The 20,072-nt window shown below is 66.7% G+C and carries 19 protein-coding genes; 14 read left to right on the plus strand and 5 right to left on the minus strand.

Annotated elements, in window-relative coordinates; genetic code table 11:
• The first annotated feature begins 208 nt into the window (after positions 1–208).
• The 8 genes from BBX35_RS08365 (at position 209) to BBX35_RS08400 (ending at position 9,424) form a co-directional block, all read left to right on the plus strand.
• On the plus strand, positions 209–2,197 hold the full coding sequence (locus BBX35_RS08365; RefSeq protein WP_067218558.1) for an AMP-binding protein: 1,989 nt from the start codon (positions 209–211) through the stop codon (positions 2,195–2,197).
• Complete coding sequence (locus tag BBX35_RS08370) at positions 2,194–3,015, plus strand: ABC transporter ATP-binding protein (RefSeq protein ID WP_067218561.1); 822 nt, start codon at positions 2,194–2,196, stop codon at positions 3,013–3,015. The genes BBX35_RS08365 and BBX35_RS08370 overlap by 4 nt, the downstream gene beginning before the upstream one ends.
• A gap of 5 nt (positions 3,016–3,020) precedes the next feature.
• A complete protein-coding gene (locus BBX35_RS08375; protein WP_067219879.1) occupies positions 3,021–3,974 on the plus strand; it encodes a branched-chain amino acid ABC transporter permease in 954 nt (317 codons plus the stop codon).
• A 12-nt stretch (positions 3,975–3,986) separates the two neighbouring features.
• Positions 3,987–5,063 (plus strand): branched-chain amino acid ABC transporter permease, encoded by a 1,077-nt coding sequence (locus BBX35_RS08380; RefSeq protein WP_067218562.1) that lies wholly within the window; start codon positions 3,987–3,989, stop codon positions 5,061–5,063.
• Between the two features lie 124 nt (positions 5,064–5,187).
• Positions 5,188–6,510, plus strand: coding sequence for an ABC transporter substrate-binding protein (locus BBX35_RS08385; RefSeq protein WP_067218565.1), 1,323 nt, complete (start codon positions 5,188–5,190; stop codon positions 6,508–6,510).
• Positions 6,511–6,630: 120 nt separating this feature from the next.
• Positions 6,631–7,467, plus strand: a complete 837-nt coding sequence (locus BBX35_RS08390) for an ABC transporter ATP-binding protein (protein WP_067218567.1) — start codon at positions 6,631–6,633, stop codon at positions 7,465–7,467.
• A 112-nt stretch (positions 7,468–7,579) separates the two neighbouring features.
• Complete coding sequence (locus tag BBX35_RS08395; protein ID WP_067218568.1) at positions 7,580–8,821, plus strand: phenylacetate--CoA ligase family protein; 1,242 nt, start codon at positions 7,580–7,582, stop codon at positions 8,819–8,821.
• A 150-nt stretch (positions 8,822–8,971) separates the two neighbouring features.
• Entirely contained in the window at positions 8,972–9,424 is a 453-nt protein-coding gene (locus BBX35_RS08400; protein WP_067219882.1) for a response regulator, read from the plus strand.
• A 22-nt stretch (positions 9,425–9,446) separates the two neighbouring features.
• On the opposite strand, the gene BBX35_RS08405 is transcribed toward BBX35_RS08400, so the two are convergent.
• Positions 9,447–9,926 (minus strand): response regulator, encoded by a 480-nt coding sequence (locus tag BBX35_RS08405; protein WP_067218571.1) that lies wholly within the window; start codon positions 9,924–9,926, stop codon positions 9,447–9,449.
• A gap of 287 nt (positions 9,927–10,213) precedes the next feature.
• On the opposite strand from BBX35_RS08405, the gene hemH reads away from it, so the two are divergent.
• From hemH to BBX35_RS08420, 3 genes are all read left to right on the plus strand, one after another.
• Positions 10,214–11,284, plus strand: a complete 1,071-nt coding sequence (hemH, locus tag BBX35_RS08410; RefSeq protein ID WP_088946080.1) for a ferrochelatase — start codon at positions 10,214–10,216, stop codon at positions 11,282–11,284.
• A gap of 166 nt (positions 11,285–11,450) precedes the next feature.
• Positions 11,451–12,452, plus strand: coding sequence for an SPFH domain-containing protein (locus tag BBX35_RS08415; protein WP_067218575.1), 1,002 nt, complete (start codon positions 11,451–11,453; stop codon positions 12,450–12,452).
• Positions 12,449–12,907 carry an NfeD family protein gene (locus BBX35_RS08420; protein ID WP_083206136.1) on the plus strand — a complete coding sequence of 153 codons (459 nt, stop codon included), beginning with the start codon at positions 12,449–12,451 and terminating at the stop codon, positions 12,905–12,907. Before BBX35_RS08415 ends, BBX35_RS08420 begins: the two co-directional genes overlap by 4 nt.
• Positions 12,908–12,994: 87 nt before the next feature.
• Here BBX35_RS08420 and BBX35_RS08425 read toward each other — a convergent pair whose 3' ends face one another.
• From BBX35_RS08425 to BBX35_RS08435, 3 genes are all read right to left on the minus strand, one after another.
• Complete coding sequence (locus tag BBX35_RS08425) at positions 12,995–13,849, minus strand: OmpA/MotB family protein (RefSeq protein ID WP_067218579.1); 855 nt, start codon at positions 13,847–13,849, stop codon at positions 12,995–12,997.
• Positions 13,850–13,889: 40 nt separating this feature from the next.
• Positions 13,890–14,657, minus strand: a complete 768-nt coding sequence (locus tag BBX35_RS08430; protein WP_067218581.1) for a motility protein A — start codon at positions 14,655–14,657, stop codon at positions 13,890–13,892.
• 157 nt (positions 14,658–14,814) lie between these two features.
• Positions 14,815–15,822 carry a KpsF/GutQ family sugar-phosphate isomerase gene (locus BBX35_RS08435; protein WP_067218584.1) on the minus strand — a complete coding sequence of 336 codons (1,008 nt, stop codon included), beginning with the start codon at positions 15,820–15,822 and terminating at the stop codon, positions 14,815–14,817.
• Between the two features lie 181 nt (positions 15,823–16,003).
• Between BBX35_RS08435 and BBX35_RS08440 the strand changes: the two genes are divergently transcribed.
• From BBX35_RS08440 to BBX35_RS08450, 3 genes are all read left to right on the plus strand, one after another.
• On the plus strand, positions 16,004–17,548 hold the full coding sequence (locus BBX35_RS08440) for an outer membrane beta-barrel protein (protein ID WP_171901412.1): 1,545 nt from the start codon (positions 16,004–16,006) through the stop codon (positions 17,546–17,548).
• A 134-nt stretch (positions 17,549–17,682) separates the two neighbouring features.
• Complete coding sequence (locus BBX35_RS08445; RefSeq protein WP_067218588.1) at positions 17,683–18,918, plus strand: lytic murein transglycosylase; 1,236 nt, start codon at positions 17,683–17,685, stop codon at positions 18,916–18,918.
• Positions 18,919–18,922: 4 nt separating this feature from the next.
• Complete coding sequence (locus BBX35_RS08450; RefSeq protein WP_067218590.1) at positions 18,923–19,612, plus strand: helix-turn-helix transcriptional regulator; 690 nt, start codon at positions 18,923–18,925, stop codon at positions 19,610–19,612.
• Here the strand turns inward: BBX35_RS08450 and BBX35_RS08455 are convergent.
• Positions 19,564–19,959, minus strand: coding sequence for a VOC family protein (locus BBX35_RS08455; protein ID WP_067218592.1), 396 nt, complete (start codon positions 19,957–19,959; stop codon positions 19,564–19,566). The two genes, BBX35_RS08450 and BBX35_RS08455, sit on opposite strands and share 49 nt — an antisense overlap.
• Positions 19,960–20,072 lie beyond the last annotated feature (113 nt).

The following is a 20,072-nucleotide window of genomic DNA, read 5'->3' on the forward strand; positions in this document are numbered from 1 at the left end:
TCTTCCTCGTCTCTGAAACAATTCGTTGCAATTGGCACATACTGGCGCAACGCTGGGGCCCTAGCGTTGCCTTTAAGCGGAAATCCGCGTCAACCCGTGCCGAGTCTCCAACAAGAGAGAAGGGGTTGCCGCCGCAGGGGCCGACCGTGTCCCGGCAACGCTGAAACGAACGACCCCGAAAACGGGGCGTCCAGAGGGGAAGAAACGCATGGCAGGGTCGCCCGTCGTCGAGCGCCTCGACGAGGACACCTTTCCGAAAATTCTTCTGCGCAATGCCCGTGTCTTTGCCGACCGGCCATCCATGCGCGAGAAGGATCTCGGAATCTGGCAGACTTGGACCTGGTCGCAGGTGCTGGAGGAAATCCGCAGCTTCGCGATCGGCCTCCAGGACACCGGCTTCAGGCCCGGCGACAAGATCGCCATCATCGGTGCCAATCGGCCGAGGCTCTACTGGTCGATGGTTGCGGCGCAGTCGCTCGGCGGCGTGCCGGTTCCGCTCTACTCGGACTCCGTCGCCGAAGAGATGGCGTATGTCCTGGAGCATGCGGAGGTGCGCTTCGCCTGCGTCGAGGACCAGGAGCAGGTCGACAAGCTGCTGTCCATGTCGGAGCAGCTGCCCAAGCTCGAGCATATCGTCTACGACGATCCGCGGGGCCTGCGCGACTACGACCACACCCGGCTTCATTCCTTCGAGCAGCTGCAGGTGAACGGCCGCGCCGCTCTCGCCACGGACGGGGCGCGCGAAAAGGCTTGGCTCGCGGGCATCGCCGCGACGAAGGGCGCCGACCTTGCGGTCATGCTCTACACCTCCGGCACCACCGGACGGCCGAAGGGCGTGATGCTGTCCTTCGACAACCTCGTCATCTCGGCACGCAACGGCAACGCCTTCGACAAGCTGAACGAGACCGAGGAGACCATCGCCTATCTGCCGATGGCCTGGATCGGCGACCACGTGTTCTCGCTCGCCCAGGCCTATCTCGCCGGCTATTGCGTCAATTGCCCGGAAAACCTCGACACGGTCCTGTCCGACCGGCGCGAGATCGCCCCGACCTATTTCTTCGCCCCGCCGCGTGTCTTCGAGGGTCTTCTGACCCTGATCATGGTCCGGATGGAAGATGCCGGGCGGCTCAAGAAGAAGATGTTCGACAGCTTCATGGCGCTGGCGCGCCGGGTCGGCGAGCCGATCCTCAACGGCGAGAAGGTGTCGCTGGTCGACCGGCTGCTCTACCAGCTCGGCGAATTCATGGTCTATGGACCGTTGAAGAACCAGATGGGCTTTACCCGTCTGCGCGTCGGCTACACTGCCGGCGAGGCGATCGGCCCGGAGATCTTCCGCTTCTACCGCTCGCTCGGCCTCAACCTGAAGCAGCTCTACGGCCAGACGGAAGCTAGCGTCTACATCACCATGCAGCCGGACGGCGAGATTTTCGGCGACACGGTCGGCATGCCGGCGCCGGACGTCGAGATCAAGATCGCCGAGAACGGCGAGGTGCTCTACCGCTCGCCGGGCGTCTTCGTCGGCTACTACAAGAACGAGGAAGCCACCCGCACCACCAAGACCGAGGACGGCTGGGTGCTGACGGGCGATGCGGGCTTCATCGCCGACAACGGACATCTCAAGATTATCGACCGTGCCAAGGACGTGGGCAAGCTCACCGACGGCTCGCTGTTCGCGCCGAAATACATCGAGAACAAGCTGAAGTTCTATCCCAACGTGAAGGAGGTCGTGGCCTTCGGCGATGGTCGCGATTTCTGCGGCGTCTTCGTCAATATCGACCTGACCGCCGTGGGATCGTGGGCCGAGCGCAACAACGTCAACTATGCCTCCTATCAGGAGCTGGCGGCGCATCCGCAGGTCTACGAGATGGTTCGCAGCCATGTCGACGAGGTGAACCGCGATCTTGCGAACGAGCCGATGATGGCGGGCGCGCAGATCAAGCGCTTCCTGGTTCTGCACAAGGAGCTCGACGCCGACGACGGCGAGCTGACGCGCACGCAGAAGGTCCGCCGCTCCTTCATCGCCGACCGCTACGCCCCGCTGATCGAGGCGCTCTACGACGGTTCCACCAACAAGCATGTGCGCACCGAGGTCACCTTCGAGGACGGCCGCAAGGGCGCGATCGAGGCCACCGTCGAGATCCGCGACATGCAGACCTATCCGGCCGCAGGCAGCGGCCTCAGGGAGGCGGCAGAATGAACGCCTTTGTCGATCCCGCCGGCATGGCCGGGCATTCCGGCCTTGCCAAGGGCGAAGTCCTTCTGCGCGTCGACAACGTCTCGTTGTCCTTCGGCGGCGTGAAGGCGATCACCAACATCTCCTTCGATATCCTCAAGGGAGAGGTGAGGGCGATCATCGGGCCGAACGGCGCCGGCAAGACGTCGATGCTCAACGTCATCAACGGCTTCTACCATCCCCAGGAGGGGACGATCACCTGGCGCGGCCAGGTCCGGCGGAAGATGAAGCCCTACGAGGCGGCAAGCCAGGGCATCGCCCGCACGTTCCAGAACGTGGCGCTGTTCAAGGGCATGACGACGCTCGACAACATCATGACCGGCCGCGGCCTGAAGATGAACAAGAACTTCTTCTGGCAGTGCCTGCACTGGGGGCCGGCGCTGAACGAGGAGATCGAGCATCGCCGCAAGGTCGAGGAGATCATCGACTTCCTCGAGATCCAGGCGATCCGCAAGACGCCCGTCGGTCGGCTTCCCTACGGCCTGCAGAAGCGGGTGGAGCTTGCCCGCGCGCTGGCCATGGAGCCGGAGCTCTTGCTGCTCGACGAGCCGATGGCGGGCATGAACCTCGAGGAGAAGGAGGACATGAGCCGCTTCATCCTCGACGTGAACCAGCAGTTCGGCACGACGATTGCGCTGATCGAGCACGACATGGGCGTGGTCATGGACCTGTCCGACCGCGTCGTGGTGCTCGACTACGGCCGCAAGATCGCCGACGGACCTCCTGAGGAGGTGCAGTCGAACCAGGATGTGATCGACGCGTATCTCGGGGTCCCGCACTAATGGACATGCTCTACAACATCCTCATCGACCCCTTCGTGCAGATGGTCGACGCGCCGGACTTCCTGATCCAGGTGGTCTGGGAAGGCTTCGTCGCCGGCGTGCTCTACGCCCTGATCGCGCTCGGTTTCGTGCTGATCTACAAGGCGTCGGGCGTCTTCAACTTCGCCCAGGGCATCATGGTCGTGTTCGCCGGCCTGTCTCTGGTCGGCCTGCACGAGAAGGGAGTGCCGGCCTGGCTGGCGCTGATCCTGGCGATCGCCATCATGGCGATCCTCGCCGTGTGCATCGAGAAGTTCGTCATGCGGCCGCTGGTCGGCCAGCCGGACATCATCCTGCTGATGGCGACCATCGGCATGACCTATTTCCTGATCGGCCTCGGCGAAGTGATCTTCGGCGGCGAGCCGAAGCAGATGATCACCTCCGAACTCGGCCTGCCGACCGGCTCGACAGCCTTCGAGATGGGCGAGCGCGGCCTGGTGATCCTCCAGCACATCGACATCGCGGCGGCGGTCATCGCGCTCTTGATGGTCGGCGGGCTTGCGGTCTTCTTCAACCGCACCCGCATCGGCCGCGCCCTTCGCGCGGTGGCCGACGACCATACGGCCGCCCTGTCGGTGGGCATCTCGCTCAACCAGATCTGGGCCATCGTCTGGTTCGCCGCCGGCATCGTCGCGCTGGCCACCGGCATCATGTGGGGCGCACGTTCGGACGTGTCCTTCGCACTGGAGATCGTGGCGCTGAAGGCGCTGCCGGTGCTGATCCTCGGCGGCTTCACCTCCATCCCGGGCGCCATCATCGGCGGGCTGATCATCGGCATCGGCGAGAAGGTCGGCGAGATCTACTGGGGCGGCCTCGTGGGAGGCGGCATCGAAAGCTGGCTTGCCTATGTCATCGCGCTGATCTTCCTGCTGTTCCGTCCGCAGGGCCTGTTCGGCGAAAAGATCATCGAGCGGATTTGAGGGAAGCCAGCCATGTTCTATCGTGAAGCCGGCCAGTACAAGACGACCTATGCCGCCGACCAGCAGATCTTCCCGATCCGCCAGGACCGCATCGGCATTGCCGTCATTCTCGTGGTCGCCCTCCTGCTGCCGCTGGTGGCGAGCGATTTCACGCTCTCGGCCATCGCCATTCCCTTCCTGGTCCTGGCGCTCGCCACGATCGGCCTCAACATCCTGACGGGCTATGCCGGCCAGCTCTCGCTGGGCACCGGCGCCTTCATGGGGGTGGGCGCCTACAGCTGCTACAAGCTGGTGACGATCTTCCCGGACGTGAATGTCATCGTCCACATCCTGCTGTCCGGTGTCTTCGCCGCGGCCGCGGGCGTGGTCTTCGGCCTGCCGTCGCTGCGCATCAAGGGCCTGTACCTTGCCGTGACGACGCTTGCCGCGCAGTTCTTCCTCGAGTGGTGCTTCATCCGCATCCCGTGGCTGTACAACTACAACTCGTCGGGCGCGATCGAGGTGCCCGGCCGCGAGGTGTTCGGCACGCTGATCACCGGTCCTGCCGCCAGCGGCACGGCGCGCTACTACGTGGTGCTGGCCATCGTCGTGGTGATGACCCTGCTCATCAAGAACGTGATCCGCGGCCGCATCGGCCGGCAGTGGATGATGATCCGCGACATGGACATCGCCGCCGAGCTGATGGGCGTTCGTCCGCTCATCGCCAAGCTGTCGGCCTTCGCCGTGTCGTCCTATGTCTGCGGCGTCGCCGGTGCGATGTTCGTGTTCTTCTATCTCGGCGCCTCGGAGCCGGCGGTGTTCTCGATCACCTTGTCGTTCCAGGTGCTGTTCATGGCGATCATCGGCGGCCTCGGCTCGCTGGTTGGGTCGTTCTTCGGCGCGGCGTTCATCTGGATCCTTCCGATCCTGCTGCGCGTCGGCCTGCCGGCTCTCGGTGTCGATGTCGCCGCCGAGACCGTGTTCCAGGTCGCGCAGATGGTCATCGGCGCGCTCATCATCTTCTTCCTGATCGTCGAACCGCACGGGCTGGCCCGGCTGTGGGCGATCGGCAAGGAGAAGCTCAGGGTCTGGCCGTTCCCTTACGCGTGATCGGGGAGGATCCGCGAAGGAGGGGGCCACCCTCAGGCATGCCATCGGGGCGCGAGCCGGACCCGGTCCAAATGGCGAGGCTCCACTGCAAGGCCCCCCAAGGGGCACGTATGGGAGGAAAGACATGCGAATGAGAACTCTCCTGGCGGGATCGGTCCTGATGGGCCTGGCGGCGTCCTTCGCCGCCCCGGCCGTCGCCGAGGATTCCGTCTACATCCAGCTGCCGACCTACCGGACCGGCCCCTATGCCGGCTCGGGCATCCACATCGCCAACGGCATGTCCGACTACCTGGCGATGATCAACGAGCGCGACGGCGGCGTGAACGGCGTCAAGATCGCCTTCGACGAATGCGAGACCGGCTACGACACGCAGAAGGGCGTGGAGTGCTACGAGCAGGCCAAGGCGAAGAACACGCTGGTGTTCAACCCGTGGTCGACGGGCATTACCCTGCAGGTGATCCCCAAGTCGTCGGTCGACAAGATCCCGGTCCTGTCGATGGCCTATGGCCTGTCCGCCGCGGCCGATGGCAACACCTTCCCGTGGGTGTTCAATCCGCCGGACACGTACTGGGACGGCCTGTCGGCCATCATCAAGTATATCGGCGAGCAGGAAGGGGGCATGGAAGGCCTCAAGGGCAAGAAGATCGGCTACATCTTCCTTGACGCCGGCTACGGCCGCGAGCCGATCCCGCTGCTCGACAATCTCGCCCAGAAGTACGGCTTCGAAGTGCTCCAGTACCCGGTTCCGGGCAAGGAGATGCAGAACCAGTCCTCGCAGTGGCTGTCCATCCGCCGCGACCGTCCCGACTATGTCGTGATGTGGGGCTGGGGCGCCATGAACCCGACCGCCATCAAGGAAGCCGTGAAGAACCGCTTCGACATGTCGAAGTTCATCGGCGTGTGGTGGGCCGGCGGCGACGAGGACGCACGGGCCGGCGGCACGGGCGCCAAGGGCTACAAGTCCGTCAGCTTCAACAATGTTGGTGCCGACTATCCGGCGCTGCAGGACATCAAGAAGCTTGTCGTCGATGCGGGCAAGTCGGGTACTCCGGCAAGCACGGTCGGTGAGAACCTCTACAACCGCGGCGTCGTCAACGCGGTCTACATGGTCGAAGCGATCCGCATCGCCCAGGAGATGACGGGCAAGAAGGTGATCAACGCCGAGGACATGCGCGTCGGCCTCGAGAACCTGAAGATCGACGAGGCCCGTCTGGAGGCCATCGGCCTGAAGGGCATGATCGCGCCGATCGAGATCACCTGCGCCAACCACTCCGGTCACCATCCGCTGTTCATCCAGGAATGGGATGGCGAGAAGTGGACCCCGGCGACCGACTGGTTCTCGCCGATGACCGAAGAGGTCACGCCGATCCTGATGCAGGCCTCGAAGGACTACGCGACGTCGAACGCCCCGTGGCCGACCCGCGCGGACGCCTGCCCGGCCAACTGAGCCAGGCGTTTCCACGACACCTCCGGTCCGCGGCGAGGCTGCGGACCGGCACCAGATCCGCCGGCCCGCAGCCTTGCCGCCCGGGCCGGCCCGCCCAACGCCTAGCGCCGGAAGACTGACATGGACGCCAATGCACGGCAGACCGAGACGTCCGCTTCGACCATCCTCGCGGTGAACAACATCGAGGTGATCTACAACCACGTCATCCTGGTGCTGAAGGGCGTTTCGTTGACCGTGCCGGAAGGCGGCATCGTCGCCCTGCTGGGCGCCAACGGCGCCGGCAAGACCACGACGCTGAAGGCCGTGTCGAACCTGCTGCAGGCCGAGCGCGGCGACGTCACCAAGGGCAACATCGTCTTCAAGGGCGAGCAGGTGCAGGCGCTGTCGCCGAGCGACCTGGTGCGCCGCGGCTGCATCCAGGTCATGGAAGGCCGCCATTGCTTCGGCCACCTGACCATCGAAGAGAACCTTTTGACCGGCGCCTTCACCCGGCGCGACGGCGATGCGGCCGTCAAGGCCAGCCTCGAGAAGGTCTACGCCTATTTCCCGCGCCTGCGCGAGCGGCGCAACAGCCAGGCCGGCTACACGTCCGGCGGCGAGCAGCAGATGTGCGCCATCGGCCGCGCGTTGATGAGCAAGCCGAACATGATCCTGCTCGACGAGCCGTCCATGGGCCTTGCCCCGCAGCTGGTCGAGGAGATCTTCGAGATCGTCAAGGAGCTCAACGAGAAGGAGGGCGTGTCCTTCCTGCTTGCCGAGCAGAACACCAACGTCGCCCTGCGCTACGCCACCTACGGCTACATCATGGAGTCGGGACGCATCGTGCTCGACGGCGCCGCCAAGGCGCTGCGCGAGAACGAGGACGTCAAGGAATTCTACCTCGGCGTCGGCGGCGAGGGGCGCAAGTCGTTCCGCAATGTGAAGCACTACAAGCGCCGCAAGCGCTGGCTCGCCTGAGCCGGCGGCCCGTCCAGTCGAAGCAGCAGACCCGCGCAGGGCAGGGACCCCGGCGCGGGAGACGCGGAAGGTGCACCCTTCCGCCAAGCCAAGAAGCCACGAGGAGCGCGTCATGAGCGCAGAGCATTTCGACACCCTGGAGACCCGCGAGCCGGGCGAACGGGACGCCGACCTCTTCGCGCGGCTTCCCGGCCATGTGGCCGAGGCGATGGCAAAGGCGCCCGGCTGGGCTCGCCACCTGGAAGGCTGCGACGCGGCCTCGCTCGTCGACCGGGCAGCGCTCGCCCGCCTGCCGGTGCTGCGCAAGCCGGACCTGATGGCGGCGCAGGCGCAGACGCCGCCCTTCGGCGGATTCGCCACCGCGCCGCTGTCGGCCATGGGCCGCATCTTCATGTCGCCCGGCCCGATCTGGGAGCCGCAGGGCGGCGAGGTCGATCCCTGGTCGGCCGCACGCGCCTTCTTCGCCGCCGGCTTTCGGGCAGGAGACATCGTCCATAATGCGCTGTCCTATCACCTGACGCCGGGCGGCTTCATTCTCGACCACGGCGCGCGGGCCCTCGGCTGCGCGGTGTTTCCCGCCGGCGTCGGCAATACTGAGATGCAGCTCGAGGCGATCGCCACCCTGCGCCCGACCGGCTATGCCGGCACGCCCGACTATCTGAAGATCCTTCTGGACAAGGCCGCGGAACTCGGTCGCGATACCTCCTCGCTGCGGCGGGGGCTGGTCTCCGGCGGTGCGCTGTTCCCGAGCCTGCGGGCGGAGTACCGGGAGCGCGGCATCGAGGTGCTGCAGGCCTATGCGACGGCCGATGCCGGCGTCATCGCCTACGAGGCGGCGGCGGACCAGGGCATGATCGTCAACGAGGACGTGATCGTCGAGATCGTACGTCCGGGCTCGAACGTGCCGGTGCCGGAGGGCGAGGTCGGCGAGGTCGTCGTCACCAACTTCAACCGCGCCTATCCGTTGATCCGCTTCGGCACGGGCGATCTCTCGGCCGTGCTGCCGGGCCGCTCTCCCTGCGGGCGCACCAACATGCGGCTCAAGGGCTGGATGGGCCGCGCCGACCAGCGCACCAAGATCAAGGGCATGTTCGTCGATCCGAAGCAGATCTCCGAGCTGCTCGGCCGCCATCCGGAAATCACCCGCGCCCGGCTCATCGTCGAGCGGCAGGCGGAACAGGATGTGATGCGCCTGGCCTATGAGGCGGAGGCGCATGGCGACGGGCTCGACCAGGCGATTTCCGCGACCTTGCGCGAGGTCACCAAGCTCTCCGGCCGTGTCGAGCGGGTGTCGCCGGGTGCCCTGCCGAACGACGGCAAGGTGATCGCCGACGAGCGCAATTACGAAGCCTGAGGACGCGTCTGCGACGGCAGCCGGCGGTGGGCAGCGATGTCCTCGCCCCTTGCGCAGTTGCAACGCCCTGGCCTATGCAAGGGGACCCCGGTTGCACGGGACCCGATGGCGATGGCCGGCGGACGGCCTCAGGTGCGGACGAGCGATACCATGCAGGATGAAGCGGAGAAGGCTGTCGACGGCGCTTTCGTGTTGCTGGTCGAGGACGATCCGGACGACGTCACCATCATCCGCCAGTCGCTGAAGGCCTCCAGCGTGCCCGTGCACCTCGAGGTTGCCTCCGACGGTGCCGAAGCGCTCGACCATCTCAACCGCGCGGTGGCCGCCGGATCCCCGGCGCCGGATCTGATCCTGCTCGACCTCAATCTGCCGGTGATGACGGGAACGGAGTTTCTGGCCAAGCTGCGCCAGCACGCCCGCCTCAGCGCGGTGCCGGTGTGCGTCTTCACCACCGCCGACGACCCGGTGACCATCCGCCGCGCCTATGCGGCCGGCGCCAATGCCGTGGTGACCAAGGCCGACAGCCTTGCCGGCATGAGCGAGGTCCTCCACACCATCGTCGAGTTCTGGTTCCGCGTCGCCGAGCGCTATCGCGGCGAGTGATCCCGTCCGCGCGGCCGTCAGCCTAGAGATAGACGATCTCGTAGGCGTCGTCCTCGGGAGCGGGTTTCGGCTCCTCGACCGGCGTTGCGGCGGGCTTGGGGTCCGGCAAGGCACGATCGATGGGCCGGGCCAGCGCGGCGTCGAGATGCGACTTAAGCACCTGCAGCGAGAACGGCTTCACCACCACCGACTGGGCGCCCAGCGTTGCCGCCTGCTGCAGCAGCGCAAGATCGACATGCGCGCTGATGACGATGGCCGGCGTGGCGGCGGTGACCGGATTGTCGTGCGCGCGCAGCTTGGCCAGGAACTCGGCACCGTCCTGCCGCGGCATGCGCCAGTCGATCAGCATCGCGTCGAAGCGGTGCAGCTTCAGCAGTTTTTCGGCCTCCAGGCCATCAGGCGCTTCGGTCACGGCCTGAAAGCCGAGGTCCTTCAGCATGCCGCGCAGCAGCCGGCGTGTGAATGCACTGTCCTCGATGAGAAGGATCTTCTCGTTCTTCACTGAAATTGCCCCGATGGCGGCGTGCAGGCGCGCCTCCTGCAACCGGAAGCACCAGCCAAGCCTTGGTAATTTCGACAGTTTTGACGATCTGTTTTGAAAGGACCGTTAACGATGGGCGTCGTTTGAAAAAATGCCTTGCTGCGTCAGCCTGTCGCGCCTGCGGATGAACCTTCCCGGCAGGACCTGCGTAGAAACATCTAGGATATGGACCATCCGGCTTTTGCGCCTTATGTGCGGCTCAGCCGGACCGGAATGTGATCGGGAGCCAGAAGGACAGCATGAGCGTGATGGACAGCGACAGCGAGCGGGAAACGAGGCGTCGCCAGATGGGCAAGGTGCAGCTGCCGGGCGGCCATCCCGGCGTCAAGGCGGGCAAGATCGGCGTGCTCATCGTCAATCTGGGCACGCCCGATGGCACCGATTTCCGCTCCATGCGCCGCTACCTGAAGGAGTTCCTGACGGACAAGCGCGTCATCGAGTGGCCGAAGGCGCTGTGGTACCCGATCCTCTTCGGCATCGTCCTCAACACGCGGCCGAAGAAGTCCGGCAAGGCCTACGACGAGATCTGGAACCGGGAGCTCGACGAATCGCCGCTGCGCACCATCACCCGTTCGCAATCCGACAAGCTGGCCGCCGCCATGGCCGGTATCGACGACCGCATCGTCGTGGACTGGGCGATGCGCTACGGCCAGCCGTCGATCCCGGACAAACTGGCGAAGCTGCGCGAGCAGGGCTGCGACCGCCTGCTGGTCTTCCCTCTCTACCCGCAATATTCGGCCTCGACCACGGCGACCGTGAACGACGTGGTGTTCCGCGAGCTGCTGAAGCTGCGCTGGCAGCCGGCGCTGCGCACCGTGCCGCCCTATCACGACGATCCGGTCTATATCGACGCGCTGGCCAGCTCGATCGAGAAGACGCTCGCAGGCCTCGACTTCGAGCCGGAGACTGTGATCGCCTCCTATCACGGCATCCCGCAGTCCTATTTCCGCAAGGGCGATCCCTACCATTGCCATTGCCACAAGACGACGCGGCTGCTGCGCGAGCGGCTCGGCTGGTCCGAAGACAAGCTGAAGATCACCTTCCAGTCGCGGTTCGGCCCCGAGGAGTGGCTGCAGCCCTATACGGACAAGACCGTCGAGGCGATGGCCAAGGCCGGCACCCGCAACATCGCGGTGATGAATCCGGGCTTCGTCGCCGACTGCCTTGAAACGCTGGAGGAAATCGCCGGCGAGGCCGGGGAGATCTTCCACGAGAACGGCGGCGAGAACTTCGCGCATATCCCGTGCCTCAACGACGGCGACGACGGCATGGACGTCATCCGGACCCTGGTGCAGCGGGAGCTGTCCGGCTGGATCTGAGGCGTTCGCGCCGCGGTTCGTCTGTCTTCTTCACCATCGCATGCCGCTTGCGCTTGCAGATCGCGGCTCGCCGGGTACATGTAGCGGCGGGCCGCCCGGTTGCGCGCGAGCGGTCTGCACTCTGTTCCGCCGCACGCCCGTGCGGCCCTGGTGAAGGTGACGCAAGATGCTCGAAGGCCTTTTCGGTTTCGATATCCTCGTGCTGGTTCTGCTCGTCCTGCTGGTCCTCGTTGTCCTGGCAGGCGTCAAGACCGTCCCGCAGGGTTACAACTACACCGTCGAGCGCTTCGGCCGGTATCGCAAGACGCTGACCCCGGGCCTCAACATCATCGTGCCCTTCGTCGACCGCATCGGCCATCAGATCAACATGATGGAGCAGGTGCTCGACGTTCCGACCCAGGAAGTGATCACCCGCGACAACGCCACGGTGAGCGCCGACGGCGTGACCTTCTACCAGGTGCTGGACGCGGCGCGGGCCGCCTACGAGGTCTCGGGCCTGGAGAACGCGATCCTCAACCTGACCATGACCAACATCCGTTCGGTCATGGGGTCGATGGATCTCGACGAGCTGCTGTCCAATCGCGACGAGATCAACGCCCGCCTGCTGCGTGTGGTGGATGCGGCCGCCTCGCCCTGGGGCATCAAGATGACCCGCATCGAGATCAAGGACATCAATCCGCCGCGCGACCTCGTCGAGGCGATGGGCCGGCAGATGAAGGCGGAGCGCGAGAAGCGTGCCGCGATCCTCGAGGCGGAAGGCAAGCGGGCCTCGGAAATCCTGCAGGCGGAAGGCGAGAAGCAGTCGCTGATCCTGGAGGCGGAAGGCCGGCGCGAGGCCGCGTTCCGCGATGCGGAGGCGCGCGAGCGCGCCGCCGAGGCCGAGGCCAAGGCGACCCGCATGGTCAGCGAGGCGATCGCCGCCGGCGACATGCAGGCGATCAACTATTTCGTCGCCAACAAGTATGTCGAGGCGCTCGGCCAGTTCGCCCGCTCGCCGAACCAGAAGCTCCTGATCCTGCCGACCGAAACGACCGCCGTTCTGGGCTCGCTCTCGGGCATCGCCGAGATCGCCAAGGAGGCCTTCGGTACCGGCGCTCCGTCGCGTCCGCGCGGCAGCGTGCCGACGACGACCGCTGCGCCGCGTGACGGCAGCGAGCCGCGGGGATGACCATGATCGAGCGTCTGGTGATGGAGCTGGGCCCGTGGATCTGGTGGATCGGCGGTCTGCTCCTGCTCGGCCTCGAGGTCCTGGCGCCGGGCACGTTCTTCCTGTGGTTCGGCCTTGCGGCCATCCTCGTCGGCACGCTTGCGATCCTGATCGAGATGCCCTGGCAGCTCGAGATCGTGCTCTTCGGCGTGTTCTCGGTCGTCGCCGTGGTGGCCGGGCGCATGTATATGCGCCGCCAGGGCAGGGAGGGCGACGAAGCCGGGCTCAACCAGCGCGGCGCGCGCATGGTGGGCCGGGAGTTCGTGCTGGCCACACCGATTTCCGGCGGGCAGGGCTCGGTCAGGGTCGACGACAGCGTCTGGCGGGTGAGCGGCATCGACTGCCCGGCCGGCACGCGCATCCGCGTCGCCGCGGTCGACGGCAGCACGCTGGTGGTGACGCCCGTCGGCGAGTGACCTGGAAAGACGCCTCGCACGAATGCAAAAGGGCCGGGAGAAATCTCCCGGCCCTTCGTCGTTTTCGCTCTCGTTGCGGGGCCGCCCTTACGGATTGTGGCCGAGCGGGATCGGCGGTTCCTCGCGCATCAACAGGATGCCGATGCGGCGGTTGGCCGCGAGATAGGGATCGTTGGGGAACAGCGGCTCGCTGTCGGCCTTGCCGACGACGCCGTAGAACCGGTCGGAGGGCACGCCGTATTCGGTCAGGATCTGGCGGGCCGCATTGGCGCGGTCCGCAGACAGTTCCCAGTTGGTGTAGCTTGGATTGAGCGCGATGCCGCCGGATGTGGTGTGGCCGGTGACCTGGATGCGGTTCGGCATCCGGGCGATGACCGGGGCCATCTTCGCCAGCAGCCGGCGGGTCAGCTCATACGGGTATTTCGAGCCTTCCGGGAACATCGAGCGGCCGTCCTGGTCGACGAGGCTGATGTTCAGGCCCTCGTCGGTCTCCTCCAGGATGATGTTGGAGGAGATCTCGGTGATGTCGGGCATTTCCTGCCAGGCCTGGCGCAGGGACGCGGCAGCGGTGGCGAACTGGCGCGGATGCTCGATGTCCGACTTGCGCACATCGTGGGTGTTGGCTTCCGGGCCCTGCTTGCGGCGCTGCTCGTGACGCTCCTGCGAGAAATCGGAATCCACCTCTTCGGGGACCTGGCTGACGTCCTTCATGTAGTCGCGGACCGGGATGCCCTCGACCTCGATGATGCCGGTGCGCCGGGACGTCTCCTTGACGCCGAAGGCCTCGCGCATCGAGCCAGCGACGATCTGCAGCTTCTGCTTGTCCTGGATCGAGAAGGAGATGATCAGCACGAAGAAGCAGACGAGCAGGGACATCAGGTCGGCGAAGGTGACCAGCCATTCCGGGGCGCCGCCGCCGCCTGCGTTCTTCTTTCTGGCCATGATGCGCCGGTCTCCGTCGCGTGATGTGTCGTGCCGTGGATCAGGCGGCTTCCGCGAACTCGGCGCGCGCCTTTTCCGGCAGGTAGGCGATCAGCATGTCGCGGATCAGCGCCGGGCTCTTGTTCTCGCGGATCTGCAGGATGCCGTCGATGACGAGGGTCTGGTTGACCTCTTCTGTCTCGAATTTCGAATCGAGCTTGTCGACCAGCGGCAGGCAGATGACATTGGCGATCAGCGCGCCGTACAGCGTCGTCAGCAGCGCGATGGCCATCGACGGGCCGATGGTCGAGGGGTCGTCCATGGTGGCGAGCATCTGCACCAGGCCGACCAGGGTGCCGATCATGCCGAAGGCGGGGGCTGAGTCGCCGAGCGCCTTGAACACCTTGCGCCCTTCCTGCAGGCGGTCGAGATAGAGGTCGCGGTCGCGCTCCATCGCGTCCTTGATGAACTCGCCCTCGTAGCCGTCGGCGATGTACTGCACGCCCTTGGCCAGGGTCGCATCGCTCACCTCGACGCTTTCCAGGCCCAGCGGGCCGGATTTGCGGACGATGTCGGCGAGGCTGCTGATTTCCTCGATCAGGTCGCGCGGGCTCGACTTCTTGTGGGTGAAGGCGACCTTGCCGCCGACCACGAAGGCACCGCCGATGCCGGCGAGCGGGAAGCGCACCAGGGTCGCGGCGAAGCCGCCGCCGATGACGATCAGGATGGAGGGCACGTCGATGAACTGGGTGATGTTGCCGCCCAGCATGATGGCGACGAGAACGACCACAAATGCTGCAACGATGCCGATGATCGAACCGAGATCCATGCCGTGCCACTCTCCGAAAAAACCTGTGGTCCGATCGCGGACCTTAAGGCGATCATAGGCAGGGCGTGGCTAATCAATCCCTAAAGGGGCGACGGGAAATTCGCTGCGTAATCGGAAAAAATCGCGAGGGCGGTGGCCGTTCGGCGTCAAGAATGCCTCAGGCGACACCGTGCCGCAGCAGATCGTGCAGGTGGATGATGCCGACCGGACGCCCGTCCTCGACGACGAAGACGGCGGTGATGGAGGTGCGGTTGAGGAACTCCATCGCCGAGGCCAGCAGCATGTCGCCGGGGATCGTCTTCGGCGCGCGGGTCATGACGTCGCCGGCGGTCTTGTCGAGGAAATCGTGGCTGAGATGGCGGCGCAGGTCGCCGTCAGTGATGATGCCGACCAGCCGTTCGGCCTCGTCGATGATGCCGAGCACGCCGAAGCCCTTCTGGGTGATCAGGACAATGGCGTCGCGCATGGTGGTGGCCGGCGTGGCGAGCGGCAGCTTCTCGCCGCCATGCATCACGTCGCGGGCATGCAGCAGGCTGGCGCCGAGCCGGCCGCCGGGGTGGTAGACCTTGAAGTCCTGGGCGGTGAAGCCGCGCGCTTCCAGCAGCGCGATGGCCAGCGCATCGCCGGTCGCCATCTGCAGGATCGTCGAGGTGGTCGGGGCGAGGCCGTGCGGGCAGGCTTCCTCGACCTTGGGCAGCGCCAGCACGATGTCGGCCGCGGTTCCCAGCGCGCTTTCGGCGCGCGAGGTGATGGCGACGAGCGGCACCTTGAAGCGGCGCGTATAGGCGATGGTCGCGGCCAGTTCCTGCGTTTCGCCGGACCAGGACAGGGCGAGCACCACGTCGTTGTCGGTGATCATGCCGAGATCGCCGTGGCTGGCCTCGGTCGCATGGACGAAGGAGGCCGGCGTGCCGGTGGAGGCGAAGGTCGCGGCGATCTTGGCGCCGACATGGCCGCTCTTGCCGACGCCGGTGACGATCACCCGGCCGCGGGCGGCGGCGATGGTGGCGACCGCACGGGCGAAGGGCTCGCCGAGGCCGTTGCCGAGCGCCGCCTTCAGGATCGCAAGGCCGGCCGCCTCGGTCTCGATCGTCCGCAGGGCGGAGGCGCAGGCGTCCTGGCCGCCGCTGGCGGGAGACGTGTCGAGGGCAACAGGTGCGGTCATGAGGCGGGGTCCGGCCGTATCGATGTTCGGTTGCGCCCGTCTTACCCCCCAGCCGGGGGCTTTCGCAAGGGCGGCGGACGGAGCGTCGCACCGGTGTGCTCAACGCTCCGTTAACCTTAACAGACCATTATCGTGGCCAAAGTTGGCCGTAGCCCGGCCGCCCGTCGCAGCTGGATCGAGAATGACACGTACCGCCGTCTCCGCCCTTGCCGTCATGGTGCTGCTGTCCGCGCAGCTGCCGACGGCCGTGCGCGTCCAGGCGCAGGACGCAGGCATGGGCTCCGGGGCCGGGTCGGCGTCGGGCTCGGGCCCGTTGTTCGGTTCCGCGCCGCTGGGCGCCTCCGCGGATATCGGTTTCGACGGCGAAGCGGAGGACGGGGTCGACCCGCTCGGCCGCGAGGACGGCGTTTCCCCGCAAGGGCGCAGCGGCACGCGGGGCACGATTTCCGAGATCGGACCGGGTGCCGGCGAAGAAGCGCAGGCGCTGACGGCGACGGGACGCGCCCAGCCGGTGCAGCCGTTTTCCGAGCGGCTGCGGGCGGTGCAGAGGCGTTCGGCGCTTGCCGGCGGCGGACGCATCGCCAACACCGCCTATGCCGGTGACACGACCCGCGACGAGCCGCGCGGCATGCGCGTCGGCTCCTTCCTGCTCTATCCCGAGCTGTTCACGGGGCTCGGCTGGTCCGACAACCGGGCGGGCGATGCCAATGGCGACAGCGGCGCGACCTATCGCCTCGCGCCGAGCCTGAGGGTGCAGTCCGACTGGTCGCGCCACAGCCTCGGCATCAATTTCCGCGGCAGCTATACCGGCTATCCCGACAGCAGCCTGAAGGCCGATCCCAACGTCTCGAGCGATGCTTTGCTGCGGCTGGAAGTCGGCGAGCGCAGCGAGATCGACGTCTCGGCCAGCTACGGCCTGTCGATGCAGGACCGCGGCACGGCCGAATCGGCCGGCGGCGACCAGGAAATCCATACGCTCGGCGGCGAACTGGCGCTGCGCCGCGATCTCGGCATCGTCGGCGCGGAGCTGCGCGGCGAAGTGGATGCGACCTATTATCAGGGCACGAACGGGGCGGTCGCCAACCGCGACCGCGACAACGCCCTGTTCACCGCGACCTTGCGCGTCGATGGCAATACCGGTGCCACGGTGACGCCTTTCGCGGAGGCGAGCCTGCTGGCCCGGCGCTACACGGACGCATGCAACAATCTGGCGCTGTGCGAGGATCGCGATTCCTCCGGCTATGGCCTGAGGGCCGGTCTTGCCTTCGACAATGGCGGCAAGATCTCCGGCGACATCGCCGTCGGCTGGCGCAGCGAGACGCTGGACGATGCACGCCTCGCGCGGCTGGAAGGCATGACGGTGGACGGCTCGCTGGTGTGGTCGCCGACGAGGCTGACCACGGTGACGGCGCTGGCCAACACCAGTTTCGCCCCGTCCTCGCTGGCCGGGACGCCGGGCTCCGTCGCCTATTCCGGCGACTTGCGGCTGGCGCACGGCTTCAGCGACGCGCTGAGCGGCGAGGTCGGCGTCGGCTACACCTGGCGCGACTATACCGGCCTCGTGCTCACCGAGCAGGAGGCGCGCGCGACCACGGCGCTGACCTGGGCGCTGACGTCCAATGTCGCGCTGCAGGGCCGCTACACGTTCCGCCGCTTCGTCTCGAGCAATACGGGATCGAGCTACAATTCGAACACCATCGAGGCGGGGTTGAGATTCCGCCACTGAGGCATACTTGCCGACAGTGGCGGTGCGGCCGGCCCTCGTGGTCCGGTCCGGAAATCCGGGGCGTCGGGGGGCGAGGGAACCGGGCCTGCGCAATGCAAGCAGGCGGTTCCACCGGGAGACGATCAGGAGTGTTGATGTTTTTGCTTCAGAGCCATGCAAGGGGGCCGGCCCGTACCGCGCGGCGGCTGGCCGGTGCCCTCGGACTTGCCCTGACGCTGTGCCTGCCCGCCGGCGCGGCGGTGGCCGATGCCGCGTTCAGCCGCTGGATCGACGGATTCTGGTCGACGGCGCGCTCGGCCGGCGTGTCGCAGGCGACCTATCGCCGGGCCTTCCAGGGCATGACGCCGGACGAGGACACGATCCGGCTCATGAACCGCCAGTCGGAATTCGTGAAGCCGATCTGGGAGTACCTCGACAGCGCCGTCTCCGACACGCGCGTCGAGAACGGTCGCCAGATGCTGCAGACCTATGCCCGCGAGCTGGCGGTGATCGAGAGCCGTTACGGCGTCGAGCGCCACGCGGTCGTGGCGATCTGGGGCATGGAGACCAACTACGGCAACTTCATGGGTAAGCATTATGTGGTGCGCGCCCTGGCGACGCTGGCCTATGCCGCGCCGCGCCGCCGCGAGTTCTGGCAGCGCGAGCTGGTGACGGCGCTGCAGATCCTCGATGCCGGCCACGTCTCGCCCGACCGGATGGAAGGGTCCTGGGCCGGCGCCATGGGCCACACCCAGTTCATGCCTTCCAGCTGGAAGCAGTATGCGGCCGACTATGACGGCGACGGCCGGCGCGACATCTGGACCAACATTCCCGATGCGCTCGCCTCCACCGCCAACTACCTGAAAAAGCACGGCTGGCAGGGCGGCAAGACCTGGGGCTACGAGGTCGAGCTGCCGCGCGGCTTCGATTACACGCTGGCCGACACCGACCGCTCGCTCGCCGAATGGTCACGGATCGGGATCCGCCGCCCCGGCGGCCGGGACTTCCCGCGCCCGTCCGACAATGCCGAGCTGGTGCTGCCGGCCGGCGCGTCGGGCCCGGCCTTCCTGATGCTGAAGAACTTCTTCGTCATCAAGCGCTACAACAACGCCACCGCCTATGCGCTGGCCGTCGGCCATCTCGCCGACCGGATCCGCGGCGGCGGGCCGTTCGTCCATGCCTGGCAGCGCGATGCCCTGCCGCTGTCGAAGCCGCAGGCGGAGGAGCTGCAGACGCTGCTCAACAGGCGCGGCTTCTCCGTCGGCACGGCGGACGGACAGGTGGGGCCGGCGACGCGGCGCGGCATCCGCGCCTATCAGACGGCAGCCGGCCTGATCCCGGACGGCTATGCCTCGGTGGCGCTGCTGGAGCACATCCGCAGGGGACGCTGAGCCGGTGAGGGGCGGGACCGCCTTCTTCGCCTGGCAACATCTGGCGACGGCGCCCGAACGGGCGCCGGTGCTGCCCGACGGCTGCCGCGACGTGCTGGTGCTGCGCCCGGCGGGTGCGGCGCCCCGGGTCGTCCTGACCGAGTTCGACCTTCGCCCGCGCATCGCCGAGCTGGCAGCCGGAACGCTGATCGAAGGCTTTCGCCTGAGGCCCGGCGCCGGTGCGTCCCCGCAGGTTCTCGCGGCAATTGCCCTCGATGCTGCGCAGGGCGAGGGCGACGGGACGGCGGAAATCCTCGGCAATGCACTGAGCGACCCGCAAGGCGAGGACGCAGACGTCAGCGCTGCGATCCGTGTTCTGGCCGGGCCGGGCGAAAGCCTTGCCTCGGTCGCACGCGGGCTCGGCGTGTCGCCGCGCTCGCTGCAACGGCGGTTTCGCGAGCAGGGCCTGCCGCCGCCCGATCACTGGCGCCTGCTGGGGCGGGCACGCAGGGCGGCCGGGCGGCTGTCCGGTGCCGCCCCGCTGGCGGAGATCGCCGCGGAGTGCGGCTTCGCCGACCAGTCGCACATGACCCGGGAGCTTGCCCGCTGGTTCGGAGCGAGCCCGGAGCGGCTGCGCCGGGATCGCGCCCTTCTGGAGCTGGCGTGTCAGCCGGCGCTCGGCAACTGGACCGGCGAGCAGATTTCCACCAGATAGCCGTTGGGATCGCTGACATAGGCGGTGGTCTGTCCCCACTCCTCGCGGCGCGCGTCCTGCAGCAACGTGGCGCCGGCGGAGACCGCCCGCTCGAGCGCTCCGGGCACGTCGTCGGTCTCGAAAGCCAGCTCGAAGACCGGTGCCTTCGCATCGGCCGCGGCCGGCGTCTTGCCAAGCTGGCGCATCAGGGACCTGGAGGAAAAGGCAAGGCGCGTCTCGCCGGTCGCCAGCTCGCCGTAATCCCCGCTGTCATGCAGGAAACCGCGGGTCAGCGCGAAGGCGCGCTCGTAGAAATCCATCGTCGCCGGGACGTCTTCGACATAGAGGATCGTGTATCTGAAGATCATGTTCTTCTCCGAAAAGCCGGGTGGAGGCCTGCTATGGCAAGGTCGGCGAGGCCTGTCTTGAAGGATCGCGACAGGCGGTTGATCGAGATGTCCGACCGGAATCTGTTCCCTTC

Origin of the sequence: Stappia indica, assembly GCF_001696535.1 — a bacterium.
In the GTDB taxonomy this organism is placed as follows: Bacteria; Pseudomonadota; Alphaproteobacteria; order Rhizobiales; family Stappiaceae; genus Stappia; species Stappia indica.